Below are 26,343 nucleotides of genomic sequence, written 5' to 3'. Positions count from 1 at the left end.
GCCTGCCGCCAGCGTTCAATCTGAGCCATGATCAAACTCTTCAATTAAAAAGTTTTGTGTCTTTCGACAGCTCAATGAATTCTGAATTTATTTAATATCTTTCGATATTGAATTGACTGTGCTGCAATTTTTTTCTTAAGTAAAACCTAAGTAAGTTATTGCTGTTGGTCACTCAGTTTCAATTGAGACTCTAAATTTGTTTGCCTCACTTAGTAAACTAAGCTTGGCTGTTAGAACTCAATCTGTACGAGTGCCCACACAGATGATTGCTTTATATTGTTAAAGAACGTTGCGACGTTGTCGCTAGGGATGCGCATAATACATCCTTTATTTTTTGAGTCAACACTTAATTTTAAACTTTCTTTTTAGAAGATTTAAAACCGAAGTTTTACTTAACTCTGTGAGCAGCTCGTGCCTCGCTATGCGTTGGCGTTCCCCCGTCTCAGTGGGGTCGCATTATAGGGAGATCCGAAAACAGATCAACCCTTTTTTTAGATCTTTTTACTGTTCGAACAAAAATAGAGCAAAACAGCATAAAACTAGCTAAATCACTGGCTAAGATGATGCTTTTTTATACTGATTTTTATTATTTAATATAAATTTCATTGCTATGTTCGTTTAAGACGTTAAGATAGCAAGTTCACAATGTTAAATTAATGTTTATTTCCTGTTTATTGGTAGATCTAAAATGAAATTACCCGATCAAAAATCTTTTATCTTCTCTGTTATTCTTGCTGTAGTTGGTTTTGTTATTGTTGAGTTTGCTTTAGGCAGCTTAGCTTTAAGCCCAGCATTGCTATTTGGTGCTGGTTTATTAATTGGTGGGATTGCTATTGCTGCAATATCATCGGAAGGTGGTGAAGAAGCTGAAGTTAAAACAAAAACACTTTATGTTGGTAATCTTCCTTATCGTGCAAATGAAGGTGTTGTTCGCGCTTTGTTTGAAGAACAAGGTAAAGTTTTCAACGTGCGCCTATTAAAGGATAAAAATACTGGCAAACGTCGTGGCTTTGGTTTTGTTGAAATGGCACAGGCAGATGCAGACAATGCAATTGCTAAGTTAAACGATAGTGAGTTCCAACAGCGTACTTTAAAAGTACGTGAGGCAAAACAAAAACAAGAAGATGATTCTAGCTCTTTACGTACTGAGTCGGATCAATCAGTGTAACGTGCTTTATAGCTAGCTTATTACTCAAAACATCAGCCGTTGCATAATATTGCAGCGGCTTTTTTTTGTCTGTAAATTTATTTCCAAAGTTATGCTGCTCTAATAGGTAGTTTACTCTGCTAGCAATGGCCGCGCCTGAATCGAGTAATTGCACTGCGTTATTAAAGTACGCTTGTATAGCATCGCTAAGAATTGGGAAATGTGTGCAACCTAGTACAAGTACATCTATACCTGAGTTAATGCGCAAACGCGTAAGCTCTTTATGTAGTTTGAGTGTATCTAGCTGCTGAGTGAAAAATAATTGCTCTGCCAATGCCACCAGCTCAACACTGCTATATAAACTCACTGTTACGTTGCTGGCATGATCTTTTATTAATGTATGAGTATAGGGGCTTGCAACTGTGGCGGGGGTTGCCAATAAGCCGATGTGCTTTGTGCGAGTTACTTCAGCAGCAGGCTTTATTGCGGGCACTACGCCGACAATAGGTATTGATGTAATTTTGCGTACTTCACTTAAGGCTGATGTAGAGGCTGTATTGCAGGCTATAACAATAAGGTCGACATTAAGCGCGTTGTGCTCAATAAAATAAATGAGTGAGCATAAACGCCCTATAATAGTTTGCTGGGTTTGCGCGCCATAAGGGAGTAACGCATTATCCATAAAGTAACTGTACTGTGCATCTGGAATACGCTTTTGAATATGCTCAAGCACGGTGGTGCCACCTATACCTGAATCAAATACCATTATGTGGGCTGACAAACTTTGGTTCCTACTGTTTATTAAGAACGGCAGTTTGCCATGAGGTATTTATAAAAGAAAGTAGTTTAGCTTTGCTCAGACTTTAGCGCGTCGAGTGCATCGCCCGCTGAATTTAATTGGTTTAGGTTTTCAAACATTGCCTGGGTGTAATCAACTAGCTGATCGACCGCTGCTTGATCTTGGTTTAGCCACTCTATAATACCGGCAAGCTGATCTTGTAGGCCTAGTTGCGATGCTTTATCAAATGCATTTTTTAGATCGTCATTAAAAGGCGCGATCGCATCGGCTACCTCTTTTGATGGGTTTGGCTGATATTGCTCATAACTTTTAACGGTAGTGACTGTTTTTGTTTGGCGAAGATCCATTGAAAATGCAACAAGTTGCTCACTGCCTAAGCTCAGCTCTTGTGCTTTTTCAAATGCTTCATCCAAATCACCACTAAAGAATGTTTTACTTACACCTTGTAGCTCTTCCATCATGGCATTAATAGCATCTTGCTCTTGTTCGTTTAAATCACCATTAACCGACATTGAAAAAGACAGCTCTCGAGATTGCGACGATGAGCTGGCAAACGATTCGCTGTTATTGCTTTGTTGATACCCACTCGCTGTTTGAGACTCATATGCATCAGCAAAGCTAATACTGACCTCATCACCTTCGGCCGTTGTAAACTTATACTCGGCATTGCTGCTCATACTTACATATTGTGCTTGGCTTACGCTAACACTGGCCGCTTGTGGGTTAAATAGGGTTTGCTCAAACTCATCAAGTCCCTCAAAAATGCCTTCTTTTGACTTGTCGATGCCCTCTTGCATTTCTTCGTTAAATACACCAGTGCCTTTTAGTTCATCAACCGCTTCGTCTATACCGGTTTGAACACCTGTGCGCGCATCATCTAACATATTTTTTAATTTATCGTCATCAGCACCATTGACTTTGGCTTTATTAACTGCGCCAGATACGAAGTCGAGTACATTTTTTACTATTTCATCAAAATCGAATAAAGGTTTATCGGCTTGTTTTTGCTCAACAGGTAAACCTAGTTGCTCTGCCATTTTGTCGCCAAGCACTTTTGCAGCAAGTTCTCTGCCTCGCTGTAATGAACTTTCTTGCGGAGATTGGATTGTTGGCTGCTGTAGCGCCTCTTTATTATTGAATTTGTTTACGTTGTTGTTTGGCGTATAGCCATAATTACCGATTTTCATGATCCACCTCCGTTACGTACTTAGCTTATTATCGGCTAATAGTGACAAAACTAAAGTGCATGTTTAAAAAAACAGCAACTTTATTATCAGCAAAACTAGACAAATACTGCTCGCTCCCTACAATAGCGCCGATAAATAGATCTCATAGATAAGGTAGTAGCATTAATGGCAGTGATTAAAATAGATACCACACAGTACGATACGCAGCTAAATGAAAAAGAGCAGCGTATTACGTCGCAATTTAAGCGATTTGGTGTGCAAGCGTTAGAGGTGTTTAGCTCAGAGCCAATTAACTACCGCCAACGTGCTGAATTTAGAGTATGGCACGATGGGGAAGATCTATTTCATATTATGTTTGATCAGGTCACGAAAGAAAAAATTCGCGTCGACACCTTTGACCCTGCCGCGCCATTAGTTGGTGAAGTTATGCAGGTGATGATTGATAATTTAAAGTCGTGTGAAGTATTACGTCGTAAGCTGTTTCAAATCGATTATTTATCGTCATTAAGTGGCGAGATTTTAGTAAGCTTGCTTTATCACAAACCACTCGATGAGCAGTGGCTAACTGAAATAAAAGCCCTGAAAGAAAAACTGAGCAGCAAATACAACATTGACTTTATCGGTCGTGCTCGCAAACAAAAAGAAGTACTAGGCAATGATTTTGTTACTGAGTGTTTAACCGTAAACGGCCAGGAGCTTATTTATCAACAAGTAGAAAATAGCTTTACGCAACCTAATGCTAAAGTGAATATAAAAATGCTGGAGTGGGCACAAGACTTATGTAAACCACTGAGTAATGACCTGCTGGAACTTTACTGTGGTAATGGTAATTTCTCTATTGCATTGGCGGGTTCGTTTAATCGCGTATTGGCTACTGAAATATCTAAGTCTTCTGTGCATTCAGCGCAATACAACATTGCTAAAAATAAGGTAGATAACTTAGATATAATTCGTATGTCGAGTGAAGAGTTTACCCAGGCAATGAATGGCGAACGTACCTTTTCGCGTTTAGAGGGGATAGATTTAAAAAGCTACGATTGCCAAACTATTTTAGTCGACCCTCCACGCGCAGGTATGGATACCCTTACCTGTGACTTAGTGGCCAACTACGAGAACATTATTTATATATCGTGCAACCCAGAAACGCTTGAGCGCGATTTAGATCATTTAACCCGTACTCATAATGTTAAGCGCTTTGCGATATTTGATCAGTTCCCTTATACACATCACATAGAATCGGGTGTTTTCTTACAAAGAAAATAGTGAGTTAAATTTAAATCACTTCCATAAAAAAAGCTCCTTACGGAGCTTTTTTTGTTTTAGCAAACCTTACTTGTTCGCTAAATAGTTAATTAATTTACTAATATCTTCTGGCGCGGTAATACCAGATTCACGGCCTAGGTTTAATTTGTATTTACCATTTACGATAAAGGTTGGTACGCCACGTAGCGCGCCTTTTTCTTTAAAGTAATTTTGGTCACGCTTCATTTTAGAGCTTAATGTACGTACCGAGAAGCTTTTGTATAGTTTATCAAACTTATCGCCATCAACACCCTGCGCTACAAACACATCTTTTACATCTGCAAGCTCGTTAAATTTAGCGCGCTTAGTGTGAATGTGATTAAAAATAGCCGCAACAATTTTATCTTTTTGTGGAAGTACTTCCGCAGTGGCCAGCGCTTGGCTCATCATTTGTTGGTTTTCTGGATCGCGAACACCGACAAAATCAACATGGCTCTTTTTAAATTTAACGTCTTTGTCTAGCTTTGGCTTAAACTCACCAATTAACGCTTCCATGTTATTACAAGCAGGGCAATAAAATGAGAAAAACTCTTTTACTTCTGGCTTTTTAGTCGCACGCTCTGCCACTACATCGTAATGCACGCCCTCTTCATAAGTGGCGGCTACACTGCTCGCAGCCATAGGCAATAGTAATGCAAGTAGACCTGCTTTAACTAATTTGATCATTGTTATTGTTCTCCGAGATTAAAGTGTTAGTAAAAAAGCAACTAACTCATTCAGTTCTTGCTGGTTATTAATGGTGTTAATGTTTATTTTATATTTATCGTTTACGATAAAGGTAGGCACACCGGTTAGCGCACCTAGTTTTGAATATTTGTTTTGTTTATCTTGCATGGCACGCTCAGCTGAAATAATTGGCATGCTGGCAATGTCTTGATCAAACGTTGCACTATCGATACCATTAACTTCAAGCAACTTTTTAACGTCTTTCATTTGCGTTAAAGGTGCGCGCTGTACATGAATACTTTTAAAAATTTGGTCGCTGATACTTTGTGCTTGACCGTGCTTTTTACCGATTAAATAGGCGTAGCTTAAGTTGCTTTGCGCCTGTGGTGATACACCGCCTAAAAAGTTAACGTGATTTTTTATAAATTCAGTGCCCTCAGGTAGGCTTTTTTCAATTGCCTTTGCAACAGGCTCAAATTTAAAACAATGCGGACAGTAAAACGAGAAAAATTCGGTTACTTGCGGCTCTGCGCTTTTTTCTACATCAATAACAGTATACTGGTTATCGGCTTCAAACTGTGCAGCAAGGGCTGCAAATGGTAAACATAAAAGTAGTAGGCTCAGTTTCAATTTTTTAAGCATTGGTATCTCGTGTACTTTTTAAATAAAATTTTATGGCAATAACTTCAGCGGAGCTTCTTGCAGTGCTGCAAACTGCTCTTTAAGCGCTAAAATTTGTTGCTCCCAGTATTTGTCTTCAGCAAACCATGAAAAGTTCCGTACGAACGCAGGATCACTCCATCGTTTAGCTACCCAACCCATATAGTGAATAATACGCATTGCACGAAGCGGTTCAATTAATTTGAGTTGAGTGTGGTCAAAATCACAAAACTCTTCATACGCATTTACAAGGGTGTCTAACTGTAACAGCTGTGTTTGACGATCGCCACTGAGCATCATCCATAAATCTTGAATGGCCGGCCCCTGACGAGCGTCATCTAAATCAACAAACATAAGTGCTTCGCCTGCCCACAAAATGTTACCTGCGTGGCAATCACCATGTAAACGGATCCCTTGCACATTTTTATACTGTGCTTGCGCTTGTTCAATAACCAAGTCCAATATGGTGTAAAAAGCCGTGCTGATCCCCATAGGTACCAAATTACTTTTTTGCAGATGAACTTTAGCTGTATGCAAATATTCCTCGCAGCTAAAAGTGGGTCTGTGCTCAAAGGCTTTGCTTTTCGCCACCTGATGCATACGGCCAATTAAACGACCCATTACATCAAGTTGATCCAGGTTATCAACTTCAAACTGTCGCCCGCCTACACTTGGAAATAACACAAATACATAACCTTGGTGTTCAAATAAGCTTTCTCCGTTGTGCTTAATGGGTGCAACAACGGGTACTTCGGCCTCGGCTAATTCAAATGCAAAGTCGTGCTCTTCTTGTATTTGCGCTTTGCTCCAGCGCTCTGGTCGGTAAAACTTAACAACGTAGCGCAGGCCATCTTCCGCCTTAAATTGGTAGACTCTGTTTTCGTAGCTATTAAGTGCTAATAAACCTGACTCAGCATATATACCAACGCTTTCTATTGCATCGAGAATTAAGTCGGGCGTTAAATCTTCAAAACTAAATTTACTCATGAGCTTCTTAATGTAAAAAGCGGGTTACCCCGCTTTTGTTAGTGTGTTTATCGCGCTTTAAAAAAGTTACTCGGTTGCGATATGCTTTCATCGGGGTCATTAACCGGTGAAAGTACAAAGTTAAACTCCGTCATTGGCGCTTTTAAATCATACGGGTCCATCACAAGTGACAGTGGCACATTATGCGATTGCCCTGCTTGCACTGTAAATGTTTGCTTGCCAATGTACTTAAAGTTTTCAAGGCCTTGAACATCAATATTAAAGGTTTGCTCGTACTGCGCCTTGTTGATTACTTTTAATGTATAGGTGTTTTCTACCAAGCCATTAAAGTCAACTCGATACAGTTGGTTACGGTCTCGTATTATGTCAAAGTCCATAGGCTTTCTAAATGCAATGTTAGCCACCAGCGCACTGGTAAGCACCACCAGTATGACCGTGTAACCTATGATTTTAGCTCGCAGTGGGTTGGTTTTATTTTCAGGTGTTTCGAGATTACGCTCTGTAGTATAAGAAATAAGACCCCGCGGGTAATCCATTTTATCCATTACACCATCGCAGGCATCAATACATGCGCCACAGTTTATACACTCGGCTTGCAAACCATTACGAATATCTATCCCTGTAGGGCACACCTGTACACACAAGTTACAGTCTATGCAATCGCCCATTTCTAAATCTTCGTGGGCAATTTTACGCGAACGTGGGCCCCGGCTTTCGCCGCGTTTTTCATCGTACGTTACGGTGTAAGTGTCTTTATCAAACATAGCTGATTGAAAACGTGAATAGGGGCAAATGTGTAAACACATAATTTCACGCATCCACCCTGCATTAGCGTAAGTACAAGCAGCAAAGAAAATAATACTTACCAGCGCGTAACCACCTACATTAAAGGTAACAAAGTCAGGGAGTAATTCACGGATAGGCGTAAAGTATCCGACAAACGAAATCGCCGTATATAAGGCAAATAAAACCCAACTGGTGTGCTTTGCTGTTTTTCGCCAAAACTTATCAAAGTCCATCGGGCGTTGATCTAGCTTTTTACGCTGATTAGCTGTGCCTTCAAACTTTTCTTCAAACCAAATAAATATAAAGGTCCATACAGTTTGCGGGCAGGTATAGCCACACCATACTCGGCCATAAAAGGTAGTAACCAAAAAGAGTGCAAACGCGGCCAACATAAATATAAAGGCTAATATAGTGAAATCTTGCGGCCACAGCGTTAGCCCAAAAATATTGTACTTTTGGCCTACTAAATCAAATAACACAGCTTGCTGGCCATTAAAATTTATCCAAGGCAAAAGCATAAAGGCAAGCATGCCTAAAAAGCCTATACGCTGTCTAAGTAACTGATGAAGCCCTTTTACTGCGCGAACATAAATTCGGTTACGTGGGTTAAACCTGTCGTCTTGACGGCTTAAATCCGGTTGTTGGATTTTAACCTCTGCAGGTATATTCTTTACTTTAATTTGCTTGTCCATCGAAGTTCCTCAACGCCGCTTGGAAATAAAAACGTAGCAATATGTGCGTATTCTATACTGTAACTGTAGTTCGTTAATGGTAAGTGTGATTAGTTTAAATAATCAGCTGTTTGAATACTTTCAGATATTTCAGAAATATCTAACTGCTGTTGGCTATTATAACAATACTGGCTAAAATTACAGGTATAGATTGCTAATAATTTATTCATCTCAGTTACTTGCTTTTAAAATGCAGTTTATTACACTGCTTGCTAAATTTACCCCATTAAGATCAAGGTTTACGCATTCATGAAAAAGTTTATTATATTGGTCATTCTGATCCTTGCGTTTTTTACTATTGATCACCCATTAGTTAAAGAGCCCCGCGAAAAGCTATTAGGTGAAGGTGTGGGTTTTTTAAGTGATGCGAGCAAAATAAACCGTAGCCCAGCAGCCAATATGGCTAAAAACCGTATTAGCAGTGCGTTAAAGCTCTCTGAGTCTGAGCACGAATATATTGAAAAAACCTTTACCACTGATGATTCAGTGCAGTTATTTCATTTACGTTATTGCCGCGAGCGCGACCTAAATTTATATTTTTACGAAGAGCGTTTAAATACAGTGTGTAAAATTGTATCGGATGCATTAGAACAAAAGAGAGCTAAGTAGTGGATTTTTCGCAGTTAAACAAAAAAGCGAGTGACTCTTTTCATAAACAGCGCACAATACTTAAAAAGCTATCGCAAGGAAAAACCTTGCATTGTGAGCAGTGCGGCGAGGTGTTAACACTCGATTTAGCCACCAGCGAGCCGGGTAAAGGCGTTGTTAAGTGTAAAAAAGGCTGCACTGATATTATTTTAGAACTTGGCGCTTAATTATCCTAAGCGCCGTTTAATATACCTAAAGGCTACTCTTCCCACCCTTCATCTGTAATCAGCCCACTGTTTATGGCTACCACCTCAATAAGCTCGGCAAAACCTAATGCAAAGTCGCCCATTGATTCGTACTGATACTGGTATAAGGCTTCGAGTGTCATGCTATTTTGCTGCGCAATTTGCACTCTTGTTTGCTCATCAACAGCAAAAAAGCTAAGCGTACTTAGCGCACTCTCTAGTGCTTCTTTGTACTGAGGCTCTAAAGCGGGAGCTGTTAATAGAGGTTGTGCGTATTCTTGAGTAGCACGTAAAAAACCTTCACTCCACGCTTGGGTATAGTCTAGGTCAAAATTGGCGGGTAACTTGTAACCGGTTTCAAATACTTGCTCACTAATTTGATGGTATAACGCCATAAATAAAAACAGTATTTCTTCGTCTAAATCGTTAGCCGTATTAGGCACAATATGCGCTAACCACTGGTGAACTTCTAATGGGCTTGGCGAACAAATAACCCCAAATAGATAGCCTTGGCTTTGTGTTAAGGACATAGCCTGAGGTTGAGTACTTAAAAATGCACTTAATTGCTGTGCGTGTTGCTCGTTAAACTGTGGTAATTGCATTAAATCTCTTTTATTACATTAAAAATTTAGTGGGTAGCGGCCCTGTTCATCGGGGCGGCCTAAAAACTTAACCGCGTCGTGTACATCTTTTGGTAAGCTGGCATCAGGTTTAACATAGCCTGCTACTTTAAAGTCAAAGTTAGCTTTAAGTGTTGCGTCGGCTTCAAGCCCTAACGTGTTATCTGGGTCGACCAAAATAGCTATATCGCCCGACTTACAGCTTAACATGCCACTCAGTGGGCCTATGTTAAACCAGCCATTAAAGCCTTTAACATCTATATTTGGGCTAGCAATCTCGCCTTTTAATGACTCACAATAAGGCGCACCTGAGGTGTACTCGTTAAGCTCTAAAATGACTCGGCCTTTAGCCGTAGCTGGTATAGGTAGTGCAATACGTTGCATGGCACGCTCTACGGTAGAGCGAATTATACCATCGGTAACTTTAACCACATTGTTAAATAATCCGTAATTCACATCAGCATAGCCCGAAATATCGCTACGCTCACGCGGATTACCAAATTTTAAGTTAGCATTTAAATTACCCGTAAATAACTGCCAGCCAGCAATATCCCAGCGTACATTATTTAGCTGCTCGTCTTGATAGCGCACTTGCATCATCTGACCTTGCCATACACTCCCTACGGTTTGCCCTATTTCAAGCTGCTTTGGTAAGTACGGCTTAGCTAGGTCTAACGCAATGGCCGCTGGTAATTTCATTATGCAAAACACAATAAAACTAATAAAAAATACCACTGATAATATTATTATTTTTTTCATTAATTACTTCTCTAGTACTAAGCGGCTTACACGTACAAACCCTGATTTATCATCTTTGCTTAAATCAAGGTTCTCTACTCTTAAGCCATGCTGATTAACCAGTTCGTCTAACCATTCTATTAATTGATTAAACTCTACCGAATCAAGCGTTAAACGTAACGAGTTATCGTTAGGCTGCATTTTACTAATAGTAATACGATAGCGACTACGCGTTGAATTAACCACTTGGCTAATATTTTGATTGCTAATTGCCTGCGTGTTACCCGCCGCTTTTAACTTTACTATGCTTTCATCAACCCATACGAGCAGCTCTTGCTGAGTGACGTACGACTTTTTGGCTTTATCTATAGCGTTATTTAGAGGTCTAAAAATCCCCATTACTAAAACAAAAATAACAAATATACCACCAGCAACCATAATCAATTGCTGCTCCTGCTCTTTTAAAGAGCGCCAGTATTGCATTATTTGCTTTTTCATACTGCACCTCGCAGTTTAATTTCGCCTACTACAAAATCGCCATCGTTATTTAACGACCCTTGCTCAACCGTTAACCCTTGTTGCTCAAGTATACTTTTTACTTTACCAAACGTTTGAAAGTCTTTTGCGCGTGCGCGTATTCGCAGCTCATTACGGCGTTTATCGTAACGTAGGGTTTCTGGCGTAAATTCGCTTACTTGCGAAAACACGCCAACCAATTGGCTGGTCAAATCTAGAAACCCGGCTTCACTTTCGCCATTAATGGTTTTAAGCGCGCCCCTGATTTGGCTTTTAATTAAGTTAGGACGTACTTTAGTTCCTGGGAATGCTTTTTGGTATCTATCCACTACCTGGGCTTTAGCAAGCTCAACACGCGAGTTAAGTTGATTTAGTTCAACCAGCTTTATAGCAATGGTAGCAAATAAAGCAACACCGGTAATAATGGCTGCGCCCTTCCAATAACCCCACCACAGTGCACTTTTCTTTTTAAGCTGATACATGCCTTGGCGTAAATTAAATTTAACGCTTGGAAGTTGTTTAGCAAATAAGGCCAATGGTAAATCGTAGTCGCTTGCTTGCGAAATTAGGTTAATACATTCAGGAAACTGATTAGCCGGGCTATAGTGCTTTACACTCGGCTCGCCAAGTGCACTTAAGTAATCCCTTAGCCAGCTATTCTCAACGGCACTAATATGCCAATCGCCTCTTTTAAATAACCACTGATTATTAAGCTCTATGGCGGTTAATGTATCATCGTCGGCTGTAGGCAGTAGCAGGGCATCAGGTAAAATGGTGTATACCGCCAAGCTATGCTCTGAAAATAAAGCAAGCCAAGCCTCAAACCACTCGCGGTCAGTTAAGGCAACTTTAATTGCATGCTGCTCATTAATCATAGTGGGCTCGCCAATTGCGACAAATAGCTCGTCTATATCGCACGCAATATCTTCTTCAAGCATGTACGGCAACGCTTGCTCTAACTTGCGATTCCACTTAGTCGGCAACGCCACTGTTTTAAGCTGCACCTGATCGCTAGGCAGTAATACCACTACCTCGCGGGTTTGCGCTTTTTCACTTAGCTCACTTAAACGGCTTGCATCGGTTAATTCCCCACTGGCAATTATTTCTTGTTCTTGTGGTGAATAAATTAACCAATTTAATTTATCTTGCTCTGTTTGACCCGTGCGGATCAGCAGTATTTCTGTCACTGTACGCCTCCAAATTTTCGCGCCAGTATCGTTACTTCGCCATTTTTGGCATGAAGTAATGTGGTCATCGAAAAACGCAAATCGACAAATGTCGCCTGCGTTTGTAATTTAAAATATTCGCTGTTAATACTAAATAGTTCTTTAACCGAATCTAAATTTGTACCGCCTTGCTGCTGTACCTCGGAAAAAAATTCATCCACGCTATCAAATCCGGTTTCAGGGCGAGCTGCTATAACGGCCTCTGCGCCCGATAACGATAATTCGTCAATCATGGCACTTAAAATAAGTGCCTGTTCGGGAAGTAACGTATTGACGTTAATCGATAATAAGGAAGACCCCGGAATAACACACACAAAAGGTAATACCTTTTCCATTACTAGCGGATTAAAACCTTTTACCAAACGCAGCTCAGAAGGTGATGCAAATAAACTATTTGCGCTCATATAAGGGTAATCACGCGATAAATACTCGTCTTCTTCAGCGCCTGAACGATAGGTAATGCTGTTTTCATCAAGCCAGTCAAATACACTGTCTGCCATTGCTTCTTCGCTTTCCTCGGCAGGTAAATCTTCAATGTTTTCTAATAATGCAAAGAGTGCTTTATGAGCAGGGTTGGTTTTGCTGGTAGAGTTTGGGTCTGGTGCTTCCCCTAATGCATTTAAATTTAAACACGCCTGTAAGTCAGTAATTGTACCGCTTAGAGTACCGTTATCTACAGGGTATTGGGTGTCGCCTTGCGTGGCCCAAACCTGATCTAACGAGGTTTTGTCAGGATCATCGTCTTTACTTAACTTTAGTGCCTTTATTGCCAACTCTTCACCGCCGTAGGCATACCACTTTGCTTGTTGGTGACCTTGCAGGTTAGTGCTTTTTTGAACCTGCACCATTAAATTAGCACTCATTTCTACGGCTAATATCGCGGCTAGTGCAACAATAAACAGCACAATAACTAATGCGGCACCGCGTGATTCGCGCTTATTCATTAATTACTCTCCCCGCTGTTTTTGCCCTGCCCGGGTACTAAAAAAACACGACGAATAGGCTCTGCCTCAATTGGTTGTAAAGTAACCGCAACCGCCTTAGGTAAGGCTTTTATTTGCCATTGCTCTTGCCATTCGTTGTTGGCATCTAAAAATTCAAATTTAAGTTCTTCAATACCTTTTAAAACAACTTGTACCCGCGGCTCCATATTATCAAGCTGATCTACATACACTCTGTATACACGCTCTAAATTGTCATCAAGCACTCTATACCCTACGGCTTGTAACTCAGAACGAGGCAGCAAGTTGATTGGGTTAACCCAGCCATCGCGTACAAATGCAATACCATCGTATTGGCTTTCTAATATATAACGCCCTGCTAGTAAGTATTGCTCTTGCGCATCACCGGCTTCGTTACGTACAGTGCGCTGAGTCATTTGGCTAAAGTCTTGGTCCATTAACCTAAATGCGGTTTGTAGGCCGTTAAGCTCCGCTATTTTTTCATCAGACGCTTCTTTTGCTTTGGTGGTTGAGTCTAAAATTTGGTGAGTAGCCATAATCACCACCGCTAAAATAGCCATAGCAACTAATACTTCGATTAATGTAAATCCGCGCTGCTTCACTTATTAGCTGCCTTTATTTAAATAAGTTGAAAGCTCGTACACCGATTGCTCGTATTTTTCGTCGCTAAAAACATTTATGGTCACTTTTACAAAGCTTTTGTCTGCGGTTTTTGCTATTTCTTGCTTCCAAAACCACTCAACGCCCGCCATTACTTCGCTGCCGCGCGCGCCATTTTTAGCCTGCCAGTCTTTACCTTTACTACGCTGCACCACCAACACATTTTCTGCCACCCACGATGCATACGTTTGCTCTTCAAGTGTTGTTAAATGATTTATATGCTCGCCGGTTGCTTGCATAGCTGCAATCCCAGCCATAGCACAAATACTTAACGCTACAAGCACTTCGAGTAAGGTAAAGCCTTTATTTAGCCTCATTATTATGGCTCTTTTCGCAAATTAACAGGGGCTGTAAATTCCCCTTCAATGTAATACACAGGCTCGCTTTGCTCTTTTAATTCAACAATAAGCTGAAAGGCGCTGACCTCGCCAGATGATAAAATAAGGACTTGCGGTATTTTTAGTTTTTCAAGCTCTAATAAGCTATCGTCATCGCCGCCGCTCATTAGTTCACGCCAATTTGCTTGCTCAAGTAAGTTCTCTTGTGACCAGGCTAAATCTTCTAAATTGAGCGTGAGTTTTAACCGTTCATCCAGCTCAATAGGCTTGTAAAGATCTTCGCGGTCAAAGGTAATCCATTTTTCGCCATCAAATACTAGAAACTCAAGGGTGTTTTCTTCAACCATTAAGCCAAGTTCTATTTGATTTAAAATAGCAAATTCAGAGGCCATGTTAATGGTGGTATGCAGCCTAAGCGCTTGTGTATCAAGCTCATCTTCGGCACCGCCTTCTAAGCTGTATACCACCATTTTGGTCGCAAATGCGATAATAGTAAGTACCACTAAAATTTCTATTAAGCTAAACCCACGGTGGTGGGCGCGCATACGATTAAGGCTTACTTGCATAGTAAGCCTCTTGCAATCGTATTTAACCATACTGCTAGGTTAAGTCGCATTTATTGCTCGTCTTCGTTCCAGTTGCCAATATCATCATCGGTACCGGCTTCGCCATCAGGTCCCATTGAAAAAATATCAAATTTGCCAATTTCACCTGGGCTAATTAGCTGGTACGGGTTGCCCCATGGATCTTCTGGTAATTCATTTACAAAACCACCATCAGGGAAACGCTTAGGAATTGGTTCAATGCTGGTTTTATTGACCAATGCTTCTAAGCCTTGCTCTGTGCTTGGGTAGCTTTTATTTTTAAGCTTGTATAAGCTCATTGCATCTTCAAGCTGTTGAATATCTAGATGTGCTTTATCGATAGCAGCTTCTTCTTGTTGGCCCATAATATTAGGCGCCACAATTGACATAATCATCCCGATAATAACCAATACCACCATTACTTCGAGTAAAGAAAAACCTGATTGTTTATTCACGTAAATACCTCATTTTCCAAAAACATAATTTAATTTGGCGTCATCTAAGTAAATAGTAACTTAGCTAACCCCTTAAAGCTTAAAGTCCTACCGCTTTATTCATTGCCATTATTGGCTGTAAAATAGCCATTACTATAAACAAAACAATCACCGCCATTGAGGCAATCATTGCTGGCTCTAATAATTTTAATGATACGTTTACCATGCTTTCAAACTCACGGTCTTGGTTATTAGCCGCGCGCTCTAACATTTGTTCTAGCTCACCTGATTTTTCACCGCTGGCAATCATGTGCAGCATCATCGGCGGAAACAACTTAGTTTGCTGTAAAGCCGCTCTTAGGCTTGCACCTTCACTGACTCTATCGGCAGCATCTGCCACTGATTTTTTCATTTTTTTATTCGCTAATACACCACCCGATATGCGCATTCCTTCAAGTAGTGGCACTGAGCTTGACGATAAAATACTGAGCGTACGTGCAAAACGCGCGGTATTAATACCCCGCGCTACTTTACCAAAACCAGGCATGTGCAGTACGCGGTCGTCCCACCAAAAGCGAATTTTAGGTTGTTTAAGTGCATGTTTAATGCCTACTGCCAGCGCAGTAATGACTAACAAACTTATAAACCAATAATTTTGTACAAAGTGGCTGCCTGCCATAACCCATTCGGTCGTCCAAGGCAGTACTTGCTTAGTTTTTTCGAAGGTTTTTAAAATTTTAGGCACAACAGTACCGAGTAAAACCGAAACAATACCAATAGCAAAAATAACCAAAATGGTAGGATAAACCATGGCTTGAGTAATTTGGCTGCGCATGTGTTGGCGCTGCTCGGTGTAATCGGCAAGGCGATTTAATACTTGGTCAAGGTGCCCTGATTTTTCACCTGCGGCTACCATTGCTCGGTATAAATCGTCAAATACATGTGGAAATTCACTCATGCCATCGGCCAGTGTATAACCCTCTACTACCTTTGAACGTACCGACATAAGCATACGTTTTAAGCGAGGCTTTTCACATTGCTCTGCCACCGCCATGACAGCCCCTTCAACTGGCAATGCCGATTGAATGAGCGTCGCAAGCTGGCGCGTAATAAGGGCTAAATCGGAGGTTGATACGCTGGGTTTAAAAAAACGACTTAATAGCGGCGTTTTTGCGCCACTAACTTGTTTTTCCCCTTCTGCTGCAGGGACAACTTCAAGCGGCGTAAGTTTTTTTTCGCGCAGCGCTTGGCGAATTTGCTTAGCTGTATCGGCTTCTAAAATGCCTTTTTGTTCTTTCCCTCGGCCATCAAGGGCACGGTATTCAAACGCCGCCATGGTTAGGCTTCCTCACGGGTAACGCGTAGAATTTCTTCAAGGGTTGTTTTGCCTGCCAATACGCGGCTACAGCCATCTTGGCGTATGCTTGGGCTTTTTTGGCGAATGTATTTTTCAACACTTTGCTCGCCTTTACCGCTGTGGATCATTTCGCGTATTTCTTCATCAACCACGAGTAATTCATGAATACCAGTACGGCCGCGGTAACCATTAAAGTTACACTCTTCACAGCCTACTGCGCGGTAAATTGTAGGTGCGCTATCAAACGGTACACCTAGCAGCTCACACTCACGTTCATCAGCAGTGTGACCTTCTTTACAGCTATTACATAAAGTACGTACTAAGCGCTGCGACAGCACGCCTAACAATGACGATGACAGCAAGAATGGTTCTACACCCATGTCTTCCATACGGGTAATTGCGCCCGAGGCGGTGTTGGTATGTAGCGTAGACATAACTAAGTGACCTGTAAGCGATGCTTGCACGCCAATTTGCGCGGTTTCAAGGTCACGTATTTCACCGACCATTACTACATCGGGATCTTGACGTAATATTGCACGAAGCCCGCGGGCAAAGGTCATATCTACTTTGGTGTTTACTTGTGTTTGGCCAATCCCCGGAATTTCGTACTCTATTGGGTCTTCTACCGTTAAAATATTACGATCGCGAGAATTTATTTGGCTCATACCGGCGTACAAGGTGGTACTTTTACCAGAACCCGTTGGGCCAGTAACCAAAATAATACCGTGTGGTTTACTAATTAAATCAGCAAACAACTCTCGGTTTTGCGGCGTCATACCTAAATCTTCAAGGTTTAAGCGGGCATTGTTTTTATCAAGTAAACGCAGTACTACACGCTCACCAAAGCTAGATGGCATGGTAGATACACGTACATCTACTGCACGCCCTGCAATACGCAGGCTGATACGACCATCTTGGGGAATACGTTTTTCTGCTATATCTAGTTTCGCCATTACTTTAATACGCGATACTAATAACGAAGCAAGCTTACGATTAGGTTTAAGCACTTCTTTTAATACGCCATCAACCCTAAAGCGAATCACGAGCTCTTGCTCAAAGGTTTCGATATGTATATCGGATGCACCTTCTTTAATTGCTTCGCTTAACATGGCGTTGATTAGTTTGATGATAGGCGCATCATCATCGCCGGCTAATAAATCTTCGGTTTGTGGGAGCTCATCGGCAAGGGAGAATAAATCGACCTCATTACCAATATCTTCCATCATTTGTTGTGTTTCAGAGCTGTCGCGCTGATACGCAGCCTCTAATAGTAACTCAAATTTATCGTCTGCTAATTGCTCGAGGGTAAAGCCTTTACCTGCAATGCGACGCACTTCTAGCAATACTTCAACATCTAGCTCGCCGCGGTAATACACAACTTGCTGTTCATTATTTTTACTAAGCAGTACACCCGCTCTGCGCGCATACGAAAAAGGTAAACGCTTTGGAGGCAACTCAACTAAATCGTTACTTGTAAGTAACTCCTCAGAGCGTGTTTCATCACTACGATGAACCACGTCTTCGTTTATTTGTTCTATTGCGCTAGTCATCTTCACGCTCTGCACGTTCTTTAGAGCTCAATGCTTTTAAGTGCTCTTCATAAGTTGGTGGCAGAATAAGCTCATCATCCCAAGATGGAAGTAAAGGAACATCTGAATTTGGCATAAGCTCTATACCATCTTCTTTCTCTTTCATTTGCTCGCCACGGATAAAGTTATACTTATCAAAGCTTAACTTATTCATATTAACGCCATCGCGAATAATAGTTGGGCGAATAAATACAATAAGATTACGCTTACGTTTGGTCGTATTTGTTGACTTAAATAAGTGACCTAAAATTGGAATATCACCTAAAATTGGTACCTTAGATACACTTTCTTGTACGTCTTCATCAATTAGGCCGCCTAACACAACCATACCGCCATCATCAGCCATAACGGTTGTGGTAATGGCGCGCTTATTAACAGAAATATCAACAGCGGTTGCACCACTTACACTCGATACTTCTTGTTCAATTAATAATTGTACTGCTGAGCCATCGTTAATTTGTGGGGTTACTTTTAGTTTTACACCCACTTCTTGGCGTTCAATGGTTTGAAATGGATTATCGTTATTACTGCCTGTTTGCGAACCAGTAATAATGGGCACTTCTTGACCCACTATCATCGACGCTTCTTCGTTATCCATGGTGGTAATAGAAGGTGTAGCCAGTATGTTTGAGTTAGTGTCAGTTGAAACGGCCTGAATAATTGCACCCCAGTCGTTTTTAACTAAACCAAACGCTAAGCCATTAACACCACTTAGTAGCGAGGCAAGTGCCGAATAATCACCCTCAGTTGTTTCATCGTAGCTGGTTACTTTACCTGATTCTGTGCCTATTATTGTTTGTGTGGTTGTGGTGTCTTGCGCTTGAATACCTGCAACCGCTAATGAGCCTACAGGCACAGTTGAGCCATTATTAAACTGCAACATACCGCCATCTTCTGAAATCCATTGCGTACCTAAATTAACGCCATCCGATTCCATTACTTCAACAATAATCGCTTCTACAAGTACTTGCGCACGGCGAATATCGAGCCTATCAATCACGGTCTCTAATGAGCGCATGGTATCGGGCTGTGCCGTAATAACTAATGAGTTTGAGTCAGGGTGAGCTTCTATACTGGCATCGTTTTTATTGTTTGTGCGAGTTTTACTTGTGCCTTGGCCATCTTCTGCAAGCGTTTTACTTACGCCTTGCAGTACTTTTACTAAATCCTCTGCTTTGGCGTAGTTTAAGTAAAATACTTTGGTATTACCTTGGCTTTCAAGTTCGCCATCTAGGCGCTTAATTAGTTCTATAGCACGGGTACGGGCTTGCCCTTCACCGCTTACTATTACGCTGTTAGTACGGCCATCGGCAACCACCTTAGGGATCAAAAATTCAGGAACGCTGCCTTTACCGCTGTCTTTGTAAATATTTTCAACAACCGATACTACATCGTCTGCCGTTGCATATTTAAGCTTAACAATATCTACACGCTTATCACCGGCTTGATCCACCGAGCGAATAATTTCTACTAAGCGATTAACCGACGCTGCATGACCAGTAAGCATCATGACATTGGCAGCATTAAAGTTTGCTACATGGCCACCGTCTTTTTGGTCGCTAAATTGACGTACTAATGGACCAAGCTCTTGAACACTTACATTTTTAACGCGTACCACACGGGTGATCATCATATCGCCCGATGCAGCGCTGTTTTCTGTAATTAGCGGTACATTTGACTTTTTAGCGTCAGAGCTTTTTTCAATCTTGATAATACCGTTGTCCATTTCTACTGCTGAGTAGCCATACACTTCCAGTACATTTAAGAAAAATTGGTAGTACAGCGCTTCATCCATTAACTCATAACTGCGTACGTTTACTTTACCGCGCACATTTGGGTCAATGATCACTGTTTTATTAAGGTTTTTACCAACAATGTTTATAAACTCGTTGATATCTGTGCCTTTAAAGTTTGCAGCATATTCAACAGCTGAAACCGACAACGAAATACTGGCTGCTAAAAAAAGCGCTGCGTACTTAGCTAACCCTTTTTTAATTTTTTTGAGGTGTAGCACCTGAACCATTATGTTAAAACTCCAAAGCTAAGTTATTGCAGGCTAAATTGCACATCGATTTGCTCACCGTCACGTTCTATCGTAATTGTGGCATCGCTGGTATTACGCAGCTCATTAATAGCTGCCATTGCCTGTTGTAAATCTGTTAATTGGTAGCCGTTAATAGCCACGGCTAAATCATTATTCTGTAGGCCCATTTGTTTAAACAGAGCAGGCTCTTTACCTGGGCTCAAGCGATAGCCGATTAACTCGCCATCGCTCATTGCTTGTGAAACACGAATATAATCAAATAACTTACCAGGCTCACTTAGTAGCTCTTCTCGTGTTTCTATTATTGCTTCTTTTACATCTGGGTCAGCGGTTGCGTTAATTTGCAACTCGCTTTGCTCTATTTTTTGTGGCCCCATGTCTTGTGCTTCGCGAGCGGCAAGCACAGGCATAGACACTTTTTTACTAAAGTCGAGACCATCTAGCATTAGCGTTTCAAATCGCCCGTTTACACTTAAAATAACGCGATCGGGAAGTATTTGCGCAACCTCTGCACGGGTCCCTTGTACAACCTCTTCAACTAAGTAACTAACTTGTCGCCCCTGTGACTCAATAATAGCAATACCTGCCTTGTCGTCGTTACTTACAGCAACAATGCCAGTTAGATTAATACTTAAGCGTGTTTCTGGCGCATTATTAATTACTTCGTTTTGCTGCGCAGTATTGGTTTTATTTGTTACAGTTTTTTTACCAAATAAAAATTGCTCTATAATATTTTGTACTGAGGTAGTACTAGAAGCCTTCGATGCGGCTGAATAGTGAGATGGAGTAAGCGGTGTAGAGACCGGTTGTGGCCATACCAGCCATACTAATTTTGAGAGTAAATAAGCAAGATAAACAACGACTAACAGCGTAACTACTGCGCTTAATTTAGCATGGGGTAGCCGTGTTAAAAATTGTTTAAGCTGTTGAATTTGCTGTTCCATAATAATGTTCTTATTTTAATTTACTGCATAAGCGCGTACCCATAGTACCCTTTCATTTTTCATTCAACAAGCACACTAATATTAAACTTTGTAAACAGATTAATATAACAATGTAATGTTGACTAAAAAACCAGCACGCGCCGTAATACCTTCATCCTACGATGATTTCATGATAAATTTTACGATATATAAATAGTCGATTGAAGAAGCCTAATGAGTAAAAAAAATAATACTAATGCCGACTCAGACCACAACAGTGAGCCAAAAGTTCGATTAGATAAATGGTTATGGGCTGCGCGCTTTTATAAAACCCGTGCGCTTGCACGCGAAATGGTGCAAGGCGGCAAAGTACATTATAATGGGCAACGTACTAAAGCGAGTAAAACTGTGGAGGTTGGCGCAACCATAAAACTTGCCCAAGGCGTTGATGAAAAGCTTATCAAGGTACTTAAAGTGCTTGAAAAACGCCAAAGCGCCCCCATTGCACAGACCTTGTATCAAGAAACTGATGCAAGTATTGCAAAACGCGAAGAAAACGCCATCGCACGCAAAAATAACAGCTTCTTTGCTCCACATCCGGATAAAAAGCCCGATAAAAAGCAACGACGCGAACTTTTAAAAATGAAATCAAGTTAGGTATAGCCGCTCATGCAACAAGATTTACTGCACCGTTATTTATTCGACAAACTCGATGTTCGTGGCGAACTCGTTCAAATTGAGCACGCCTACAACGAGATGATAGCTAATCACAATTACCCTGAGCCAGTTAAAGCATTATTAGGTGAATTACTCGTTGCAACGTGTTTATTAACTGCCACTTTAAAGTTTGAGGGTGAAATAGCCGTTCAGCTACAAGGCGATGGCCCTGTTAAATACGCTGTTATTAACGGCGACGATAAACAAAATATGCGTGGTATTGCGCGCATGCAAAGCGAGGTTAGCGGCACAACGGTAAAAGAGCTTGTAGGTAAAGGTTATATGGTTATTACCATTACTCCAACCAAAGGCGAACGTTATCAAGGCATAGTGCCTCTTGAGCACGATACATTAAGTAAATGTATTGAAAGCTACTTTGAGCAATCAGAACAGCTAAAAACACGCCTTTGGTTTGCAACCGACACAACAGAAGGGAAAGCCAAAGCCTGTGGGTTGTTTTTACAAGTACTGCCTGTTGATAAGCAAAAATCAATTAATGACTTCACTCACTTAGAAGCCTTAAGCGATACAATTAAACGCGAAGAGCTATTAGAGCTTGATGCCAATACCGTATTAACGCGCTTATATCACGAAGATAACCCGCGCGTATTTGACCCGCAAGCTATTACATTTAAATGTGGCTGTAGTAGAGAGAAAACCATTACTGCTTTAGTTAATGTAGGCCAACAAGCATTACTTGATGATGTTGCTGAAAATGGCGCTGTTAACATTAGCTGCCATTATTGCCTAAAAGAATATGTTTTTGACGAGCAAGATATTAAAAACATTTTTAATTAACCTCCCACCTCATAATCAAATATAAAGCCGCAAAATATGCGGTTTTATATTATAAGATGATGATACCGGTGTCATGAATTTTGTTAATTTACTGACACCGGTATCATTGAAATTATTCATGTTTTTTAGCAAATATATGTGTTTTTAGGGCCTTTACAGGCTCGAATATCTCAAATCCTTCTGTTACTATAATTTCAGCTTAAGGGAACTAAGAACCCAGAGCTATCCCGTTCAAACTCTCACACATAGTTAGGTATAAACATGACTACAAGCGCAACACGTTTTGTCGATTTAACCGCAGCTGAACTTGTCGAGCATGCGATTCGTCGTGGCGAAGGGACACTAGCCGCAAATGGAGCCTTTGTTGCAATTACAGGCAAGCGCACTGGTCGCTCTCCTAAAGATCGCTTCATTGTAAAAGAAGCAACAACGCAAGATGATATCCAATGGGGCAATGTAAACCGCCCATTCGATGCTGACAAATTTGACGCTTTATGGGCTCGCGTAGAAGCACATGTGCAAAGTAATGACCACTTCACCTCTCACCTAGAAGTTGGCGCAGACCCTGAGCACTATCTACCTGTAGTTGTTACTACAGAAACAGCGTGGCACCATATTTTTGCTAAAAACATGTTTATTGAGCCTAAAAACTATAATGCATCTGATTTACCCCAATGGCAGGTAATGAATGTGCCTTCGTTTGTTTGTGACCCACAACGTGATGGCACCAACAGCGACGGCACTGTTATTATTAACTTTGCTCAACGCAAAGTGTTACTTGCTGGTATGCGTTATGCCGGTGAAATGAAAAAATCGATGTTCTCCGTTCAAAACTTTCTTCTTCCAGCAAAAGGTGTATTACCAATGCACTGCTCTGCTAATGTAGGAGAAGCGGGTGATACAGCACTATTCTTTGGTTTATCGGGTACTGGTAAAACAACTTTATCGGCCGACCCAACACGCTTTTTAATTGGTGACGACGAACACGGTTGGGCACCAGGAAGCGTATTTAATATCGAAGGTGGCTGTTACGCAAAATGTATCGACCTCTCACAAAAAAATGAGCCAGTAATTTGGAATGCTATTCGCTTTGGTACAATTTTAGAAAACGTTGTACTTGATGAAACACGCACACCTGACTTTAACGATACAAGCTTAACGCAAAATAGCCGTGCTGCTTACCCGCTAGAGCACGTAGAAAAGCGCAAAGTTGAAAACCGTGCTGGCGAGCCAAAAGCTGTTGTATTTTTAACCTGTGATGTGAGCGGTGTTTTACCGCCGGTTTCTGTACTTAGCGAAGAAGCCGCTGCTTTTCACTTTTTAAGTGGTTACACGGCTAAAGTAGGCTCTACAGAGATTGGCTCAACTAGCGATATAGAATCTACATTCTCAACGTGTTTTGGCGCCCCTTTCTTCCCTCGCCCTGCAGGTGTTTACGCTGAGCTGCTTATGAAGCGTGTACGCGAATTTGGCGCAAAGGTTTACCTTGTTAATACAGGGTGGACAGGCGGCCCATACGGTACTGGTGAACGTTTTGATATTCCAACTACCCGCGCTGTAATAGATGCAATCGTATCTGGTAAGTTAGCCAATGTAGAAACTCAGCATATCGATGTATTAAATCTAGACGTACCAGTGGAAGTCCCAGGTGTGGATAGCAAGCTACTTAACCCAATTAATACATGGGAAGATAAAGCAAAATATAATGAATATGCAGCAAAACTTGCCGCTGACTTCACTGAAAACTTCGCTAAATACGATGTATCAGATGATATTAAAAATGCAGGCCCAAAAGCATAATTAATTACCAAGCCTGATTTAAACGCCAGCCTATAAAGCTGGCGTTTTTGTTTGCTAAGCTAATTATTTTATTGCTGCGACATTTTGTCGCAGCTCATTTCTAGTAAACAAAGATACAATGCGCCATCCCTTTACTGCATATTTTTAATGGTCACTCTTTTATGCGTTTTAATGGTTCATGGCGAAAAATTGCAAGACGTGTACATTTATACCTAGGCTTATCTATCGGGGGTATACTCGCACTCATTGCTCTAACAGGTTCTATACTCGTTTATTACCCAGAACTAGATGAAAATATAAGTAGTTTAAGTACAGAAACAGCGAGGCCTATAAATTGGGATACCGCATATCAAACGTTACAAACTCACTACCCAGATAAACAAAGCTCGTGGCGTTTAGAAAGCACCAAAGATAAACATTATATTCCCGCAAGATATTACAACCAAAACGAAACAGTGGATCACGCTTTGGCACCACTTATGGTTTGGCTAAGCCCTGATGGCAGGCTTATATTACGTGAGGATGTATGGGGTAACTACTTTGTTACCTGGATTTATAACGTACACTTCTCGTTACTTGCAGGTAGCACTGGTACAATCGTTATAGGCTATATAGGAATAGGTAGCCTTATACTCCTCATATCAGGCCTATGCGCTTGGTGGCCTAAAAAAGGGCAATGGGCTAAGTCATTAAAGTTTAAAGCGCGCAGCTCTTTACTGGGCTTGTTATATGACTGGCACAAGTTGCTTGGTTTAATTTTTGCTCTGCCTTTAATCCTATTAACAGCAACCGGTATAATGTTAGCAATACCAAAGCAAACCGATCCTTTAATAACAGCTCTGCTTGGAAATATAGATAAACCTAACAGCGCAATAATAAAACCCCAGCGCAGTATTTCTTTATCAGCAGCACTTAGTACAGCACAAGAGGCCATGCCAAATACACGGCTAGCATGGGTAGAAACCCCGTCAAATCACAATGCGGTATATCGGTTTAGGTTCAAAACCAAAAGCGATCCCTCTTATCGCTTTCCTCACAGTTATGTGCAAGTAAATGCAAGCACAGGAGAGCTCATAAGTGTTTTTAATATAGATAAGATGAGCATTGCCAGTAAATTTAAAAACTGGTTGCATCCACTTCACAATGGCAGCATTGGCGATCAGCCATTACGAATTCTATGGGTTTTATCAGGTGTAGCCACCGCTTTGTTATTTGCCCTGGGCCTTTTTAGGTGGCTCATTAAAACGAAACGATTTAAATACACTATAAGCTAATTACAAAGCTTATTTAAAATATCAAACGAGCCCTTCACAACCTAAACCTGCTTGTATAGCTAGCTACGTCCTAAATTACGAGCTGCTTATGCAGCGTAAATCAAAGCAAAAGCTATATAGATAGTCAAACTGCCTTATACAAAACTTAAGGTGCTACGCTTGATAATAAGCTAAGACCTATGAACTGTTTGTAAAATTAATTCATTACTTTAAGTTATATTGCGTGCTTTAATCGCGGGTTTCGTTACCCTCAATCCACGCTACGGAGGAGTAGCGGAACTATATAAAGGCAGGTATTTCACTTTTCTGCAAACGTAAAAAAGCCCGGCTCTTTCGAGTCGGGCTTTCTTGTATTTGGAGCCTGGCAATGTCGTAGTGCCCACAGCGGTAGAGAGTCACATAGCAAATGCTACACTATCGTTGGCCGAGGCTCGCCTTCGAGCTGTTTTACTTCTCTGATGAGTTAGTCATGGGTCTGGCTATTTATTAAATCCCAGACAGCAAAAAACCCGTCACATCGCTGTAACGGGTTTCTCTTATTTGGAGCCTGGCAATGTCCTACTTTCACATAGCAAATGCTACACTATCATCGGCGCTGTTTCGTTTCACTACTGAGTTCGGCATGGGGTCAGGTGGGTCCAAAACGCTATGGTTACCAAGCAAAT

Annotated in this window: 27 protein-coding genes and 1 rRNA gene; 8 read left to right on the top strand and 20 right to left on the bottom strand. The window is 41.1% G+C overall.

Features of this window, described 5'->3' with window-relative positions; all coding sequences use genetic code 11:
• Window positions 1-688: 688 nt before the first annotated feature.
• Window positions 689-1,168, top strand: a complete 480-nt coding sequence (locus tag PSI06_RS17315) for an RNA recognition motif domain-containing protein (protein ID WP_273604468.1) — start codon at window positions 689-691, stop codon at window positions 1,166-1,168.
• On the opposite strand, the gene murI is transcribed toward PSI06_RS17315, so the two are convergent.
• Window positions 1,131-1,928, bottom strand: a complete 798-nt coding sequence (murI, locus tag PSI06_RS17310; protein ID WP_273604467.1) for a glutamate racemase — start codon at window positions 1,926-1,928, stop codon at window positions 1,131-1,133. The genes PSI06_RS17315 and murI overlap by 38 nt on opposite strands.
• 65 nt (window positions 1,929-1,993) lie before the next feature.
• Window positions 1,994-3,133 carry a DUF5610 domain-containing protein gene (locus PSI06_RS17305; RefSeq protein ID WP_273604466.1) on the bottom strand — a complete coding sequence of 380 codons (1,140 nt, stop codon included), beginning with the start codon at window positions 3,131-3,133 and terminating at the stop codon, window positions 1,994-1,996.
• A 165-nt stretch (window positions 3,134-3,298) separates the two neighbouring features.
• Here PSI06_RS17305 and trmA point away from each other — a divergent pair, with 165 nt between their 5' ends.
• A complete protein-coding gene (gene trmA, locus PSI06_RS17300) occupies window positions 3,299-4,396 on the top strand; it encodes a tRNA (uridine(54)-C5)-methyltransferase TrmA (protein WP_273604465.1) in 1,098 nt (365 codons plus the stop codon).
• Window positions 4,397-4,462: 66 nt separating this feature from the next.
• Here the strand turns inward: trmA and PSI06_RS17295 are convergent, their stop codons facing one another.
• From PSI06_RS17295 to ccoG, 4 genes are read right to left on the bottom strand one after another with little or no spacing between them, the layout of a single operon-like run.
• Window positions 4,463-5,101: a thiol:disulfide interchange protein DsbA/DsbL gene (locus PSI06_RS17295; RefSeq protein ID WP_004588433.1), complete on the bottom strand. Its 639-nt coding sequence runs from the start codon at window positions 5,099-5,101 to the stop codon at window positions 4,463-4,465.
• An 18-nt stretch (window positions 5,102-5,119) separates the two neighbouring features.
• Window positions 5,120-5,743, bottom strand: a complete 624-nt coding sequence (locus PSI06_RS17290; RefSeq protein WP_024032543.1) for a thiol:disulfide interchange protein DsbA/DsbL — start codon at window positions 5,741-5,743, stop codon at window positions 5,120-5,122.
• A 30-nt stretch (window positions 5,744-5,773) separates the two neighbouring features.
• Entirely contained in the window at window positions 5,774-6,748 is a 975-nt protein-coding gene (locus tag PSI06_RS17285; RefSeq protein ID WP_054983931.1) for a serine/threonine protein kinase, read from the bottom strand.
• 47 nt (window positions 6,749-6,795) lie between these two features.
• Window positions 6,796-8,226, bottom strand: a complete 1,431-nt coding sequence (gene ccoG, locus PSI06_RS17280) for a cytochrome c oxidase accessory protein CcoG (protein WP_054983932.1) — start codon at window positions 8,224-8,226, stop codon at window positions 6,796-6,798.
• 288 nt (window positions 8,227-8,514) lie between these two features.
• On the opposite strand from ccoG, the gene PSI06_RS17275 reads away from it, so the two are divergent.
• Window positions 8,515-8,874, top strand: a complete 360-nt coding sequence (locus PSI06_RS17275) for a hypothetical protein (protein WP_004588437.1) — start codon at window positions 8,515-8,517, stop codon at window positions 8,872-8,874.
• Window positions 8,874-9,080 (top strand): hypothetical protein, encoded by a 207-nt coding sequence (locus PSI06_RS17270; RefSeq protein ID WP_004588438.1) that lies wholly within the window; start codon window positions 8,874-8,876, stop codon window positions 9,078-9,080. Before PSI06_RS17275 ends, PSI06_RS17270 begins: the two co-directional genes overlap by 1 nt.
• A 32-nt stretch (window positions 9,081-9,112) precedes the next feature.
• On the opposite strand, the gene PSI06_RS17265 is transcribed toward PSI06_RS17270, so the two are convergent.
• The 13 genes from PSI06_RS17265 to gspC all read right to left on the bottom strand — a co-directional run bounded on the left by PSI06_RS17265 (window position 9,113) and on the right by gspC (window position 21,110).
• Window positions 9,113-9,700 carry a UPF0149 family protein gene (locus PSI06_RS17265; protein ID WP_054983933.1) on the bottom strand — a complete coding sequence of 196 codons (588 nt, stop codon included), beginning with the start codon at window positions 9,698-9,700 and terminating at the stop codon, window positions 9,113-9,115.
• A gap of 18 nt (window positions 9,701-9,718) precedes the next feature.
• A complete protein-coding gene (locus PSI06_RS17260) occupies window positions 9,719-10,477 on the bottom strand; it encodes a type II secretion system protein N (RefSeq protein ID WP_273604464.1) in 759 nt (252 codons plus the stop codon).
• A 3-nt stretch (window positions 10,478-10,480) separates the two neighbouring features.
• Window positions 10,481-10,954 (bottom strand): type II secretion system protein GspM, encoded by a 474-nt coding sequence (gene gspM / locus PSI06_RS17255; RefSeq protein WP_004588441.1) that lies wholly within the window; start codon window positions 10,952-10,954, stop codon window positions 10,481-10,483.
• Window positions 10,951-12,159 (bottom strand): type II secretion system protein GspL, encoded by a 1,209-nt coding sequence (gene gspL, locus PSI06_RS17250; RefSeq protein WP_273604463.1) that lies wholly within the window; start codon window positions 12,157-12,159, stop codon window positions 10,951-10,953. The genes gspM and gspL overlap by 4 nt, the downstream gene beginning before the upstream one ends.
• Window positions 12,156-13,142 carry a type II secretion system minor pseudopilin GspK gene (gene gspK, locus PSI06_RS17245; protein WP_273604462.1) on the bottom strand — a complete coding sequence of 329 codons (987 nt, stop codon included), beginning with the start codon at window positions 13,140-13,142 and terminating at the stop codon, window positions 12,156-12,158. Before gspK ends, gspL begins: the two co-directional genes overlap by 4 nt.
• Entirely contained in the window at window positions 13,142-13,762 is a 621-nt protein-coding gene (gspJ, locus tag PSI06_RS17240; RefSeq protein WP_024032553.1) for a type II secretion system minor pseudopilin GspJ, read from the bottom strand. Before gspJ ends, gspK begins: the two co-directional genes overlap by 1 nt.
• A 3-nt stretch (window positions 13,763-13,765) precedes the next feature.
• Complete coding sequence (gspI, locus tag PSI06_RS17235) at window positions 13,766-14,137, bottom strand: type II secretion system minor pseudopilin GspI (protein ID WP_024032554.1); 372 nt, start codon at window positions 14,135-14,137, stop codon at window positions 13,766-13,768.
• Window positions 14,138-14,139: 2 nt separating this feature from the next.
• A complete protein-coding gene (gene gspH / locus PSI06_RS17230) occupies window positions 14,140-14,724 on the bottom strand; it encodes a type II secretion system minor pseudopilin GspH (RefSeq protein WP_004588446.1) in 585 nt (194 codons plus the stop codon).
• A 50-nt stretch (window positions 14,725-14,774) separates the two neighbouring features.
• A complete protein-coding gene (gspG, locus tag PSI06_RS17225; RefSeq protein WP_004588447.1) occupies window positions 14,775-15,197 on the bottom strand; it encodes a type II secretion system major pseudopilin GspG in 423 nt (140 codons plus the stop codon).
• 79 nt (window positions 15,198-15,276) lie between these two features.
• Window positions 15,277-16,512, bottom strand: coding sequence for a type II secretion system inner membrane protein GspF (gene gspF / locus PSI06_RS17220; protein ID WP_004588448.1), 1,236 nt, complete (start codon window positions 16,510-16,512; stop codon window positions 15,277-15,279).
• 2 nt (window positions 16,513-16,514) lie between these two features.
• Entirely contained in the window at window positions 16,515-18,083 is a 1,569-nt protein-coding gene (gspE, locus tag PSI06_RS17215; RefSeq protein WP_004588449.1) for a type II secretion system ATPase GspE, read from the bottom strand.
• Window positions 18,076-20,145, bottom strand: a complete 2,070-nt coding sequence (gene gspD / locus PSI06_RS17210) for a type II secretion system secretin GspD (RefSeq protein ID WP_273604461.1) — start codon at window positions 20,143-20,145, stop codon at window positions 18,076-18,078. The genes gspE and gspD overlap by 8 nt, the downstream gene beginning before the upstream one ends.
• Window positions 20,146-20,168: 23 nt before the next feature.
• Window positions 20,169-21,110 (bottom strand): type II secretion system protein GspC, encoded by a 942-nt coding sequence (gene gspC, locus PSI06_RS17205; protein ID WP_054983940.1) that lies wholly within the window; start codon window positions 21,108-21,110, stop codon window positions 20,169-20,171.
• 213 nt (window positions 21,111-21,323) lie between these two features.
• Between gspC and hslR the strand changes: the two genes are divergently transcribed.
• The 4 genes from hslR (at window position 21,324) to PSI06_RS17185 (ending at window position 25,678) form a co-directional block, all read left to right on the top strand.
• A complete protein-coding gene (gene hslR / locus PSI06_RS17200; protein WP_055255767.1) occupies window positions 21,324-21,746 on the top strand; it encodes a ribosome-associated heat shock protein Hsp15 in 423 nt (140 codons plus the stop codon).
• Between the two features lie 12 nt (window positions 21,747-21,758).
• Complete coding sequence (hslO, locus tag PSI06_RS17195) at window positions 21,759-22,604, top strand: Hsp33 family molecular chaperone HslO (RefSeq protein WP_024032560.1); 846 nt, start codon at window positions 21,759-21,761, stop codon at window positions 22,602-22,604.
• A 261-nt stretch (window positions 22,605-22,865) separates the two neighbouring features.
• A complete protein-coding gene (locus PSI06_RS17190; RefSeq protein WP_004588454.1) occupies window positions 22,866-24,404 on the top strand; it encodes a phosphoenolpyruvate carboxykinase in 1,539 nt (512 codons plus the stop codon).
• Window positions 24,405-24,565: 161 nt separating this feature from the next.
• Window positions 24,566-25,678: a PepSY-associated TM helix domain-containing protein gene (locus PSI06_RS17185; RefSeq protein ID WP_273604460.1), complete on the top strand. Its 1,113-nt coding sequence runs from the start codon at window positions 24,566-24,568 to the stop codon at window positions 25,676-25,678.
• A 545-nt stretch (window positions 25,679-26,223) separates the two neighbouring features.
• On the opposite strand, the gene rrf is transcribed toward PSI06_RS17185, so the two are convergent.
• A 5S ribosomal RNA gene (gene rrf / locus PSI06_RS17180) occupies window positions 26,224-26,338 on the bottom strand.
• Between the last annotated feature and the right edge of the window lie 5 nt (window positions 26,339-26,343).

The organism is Pseudoalteromonas sp. GABNS16E, assembly GCF_028598715.1.
Lineage (GTDB): Bacteria > Pseudomonadota > Gammaproteobacteria > Enterobacterales > Alteromonadaceae > Pseudoalteromonas > Pseudoalteromonas atlantica.
Note: the sequence above shows the minus strand (reverse complement) of the source record. Positions and strands in the feature narration are given on the sequence as shown.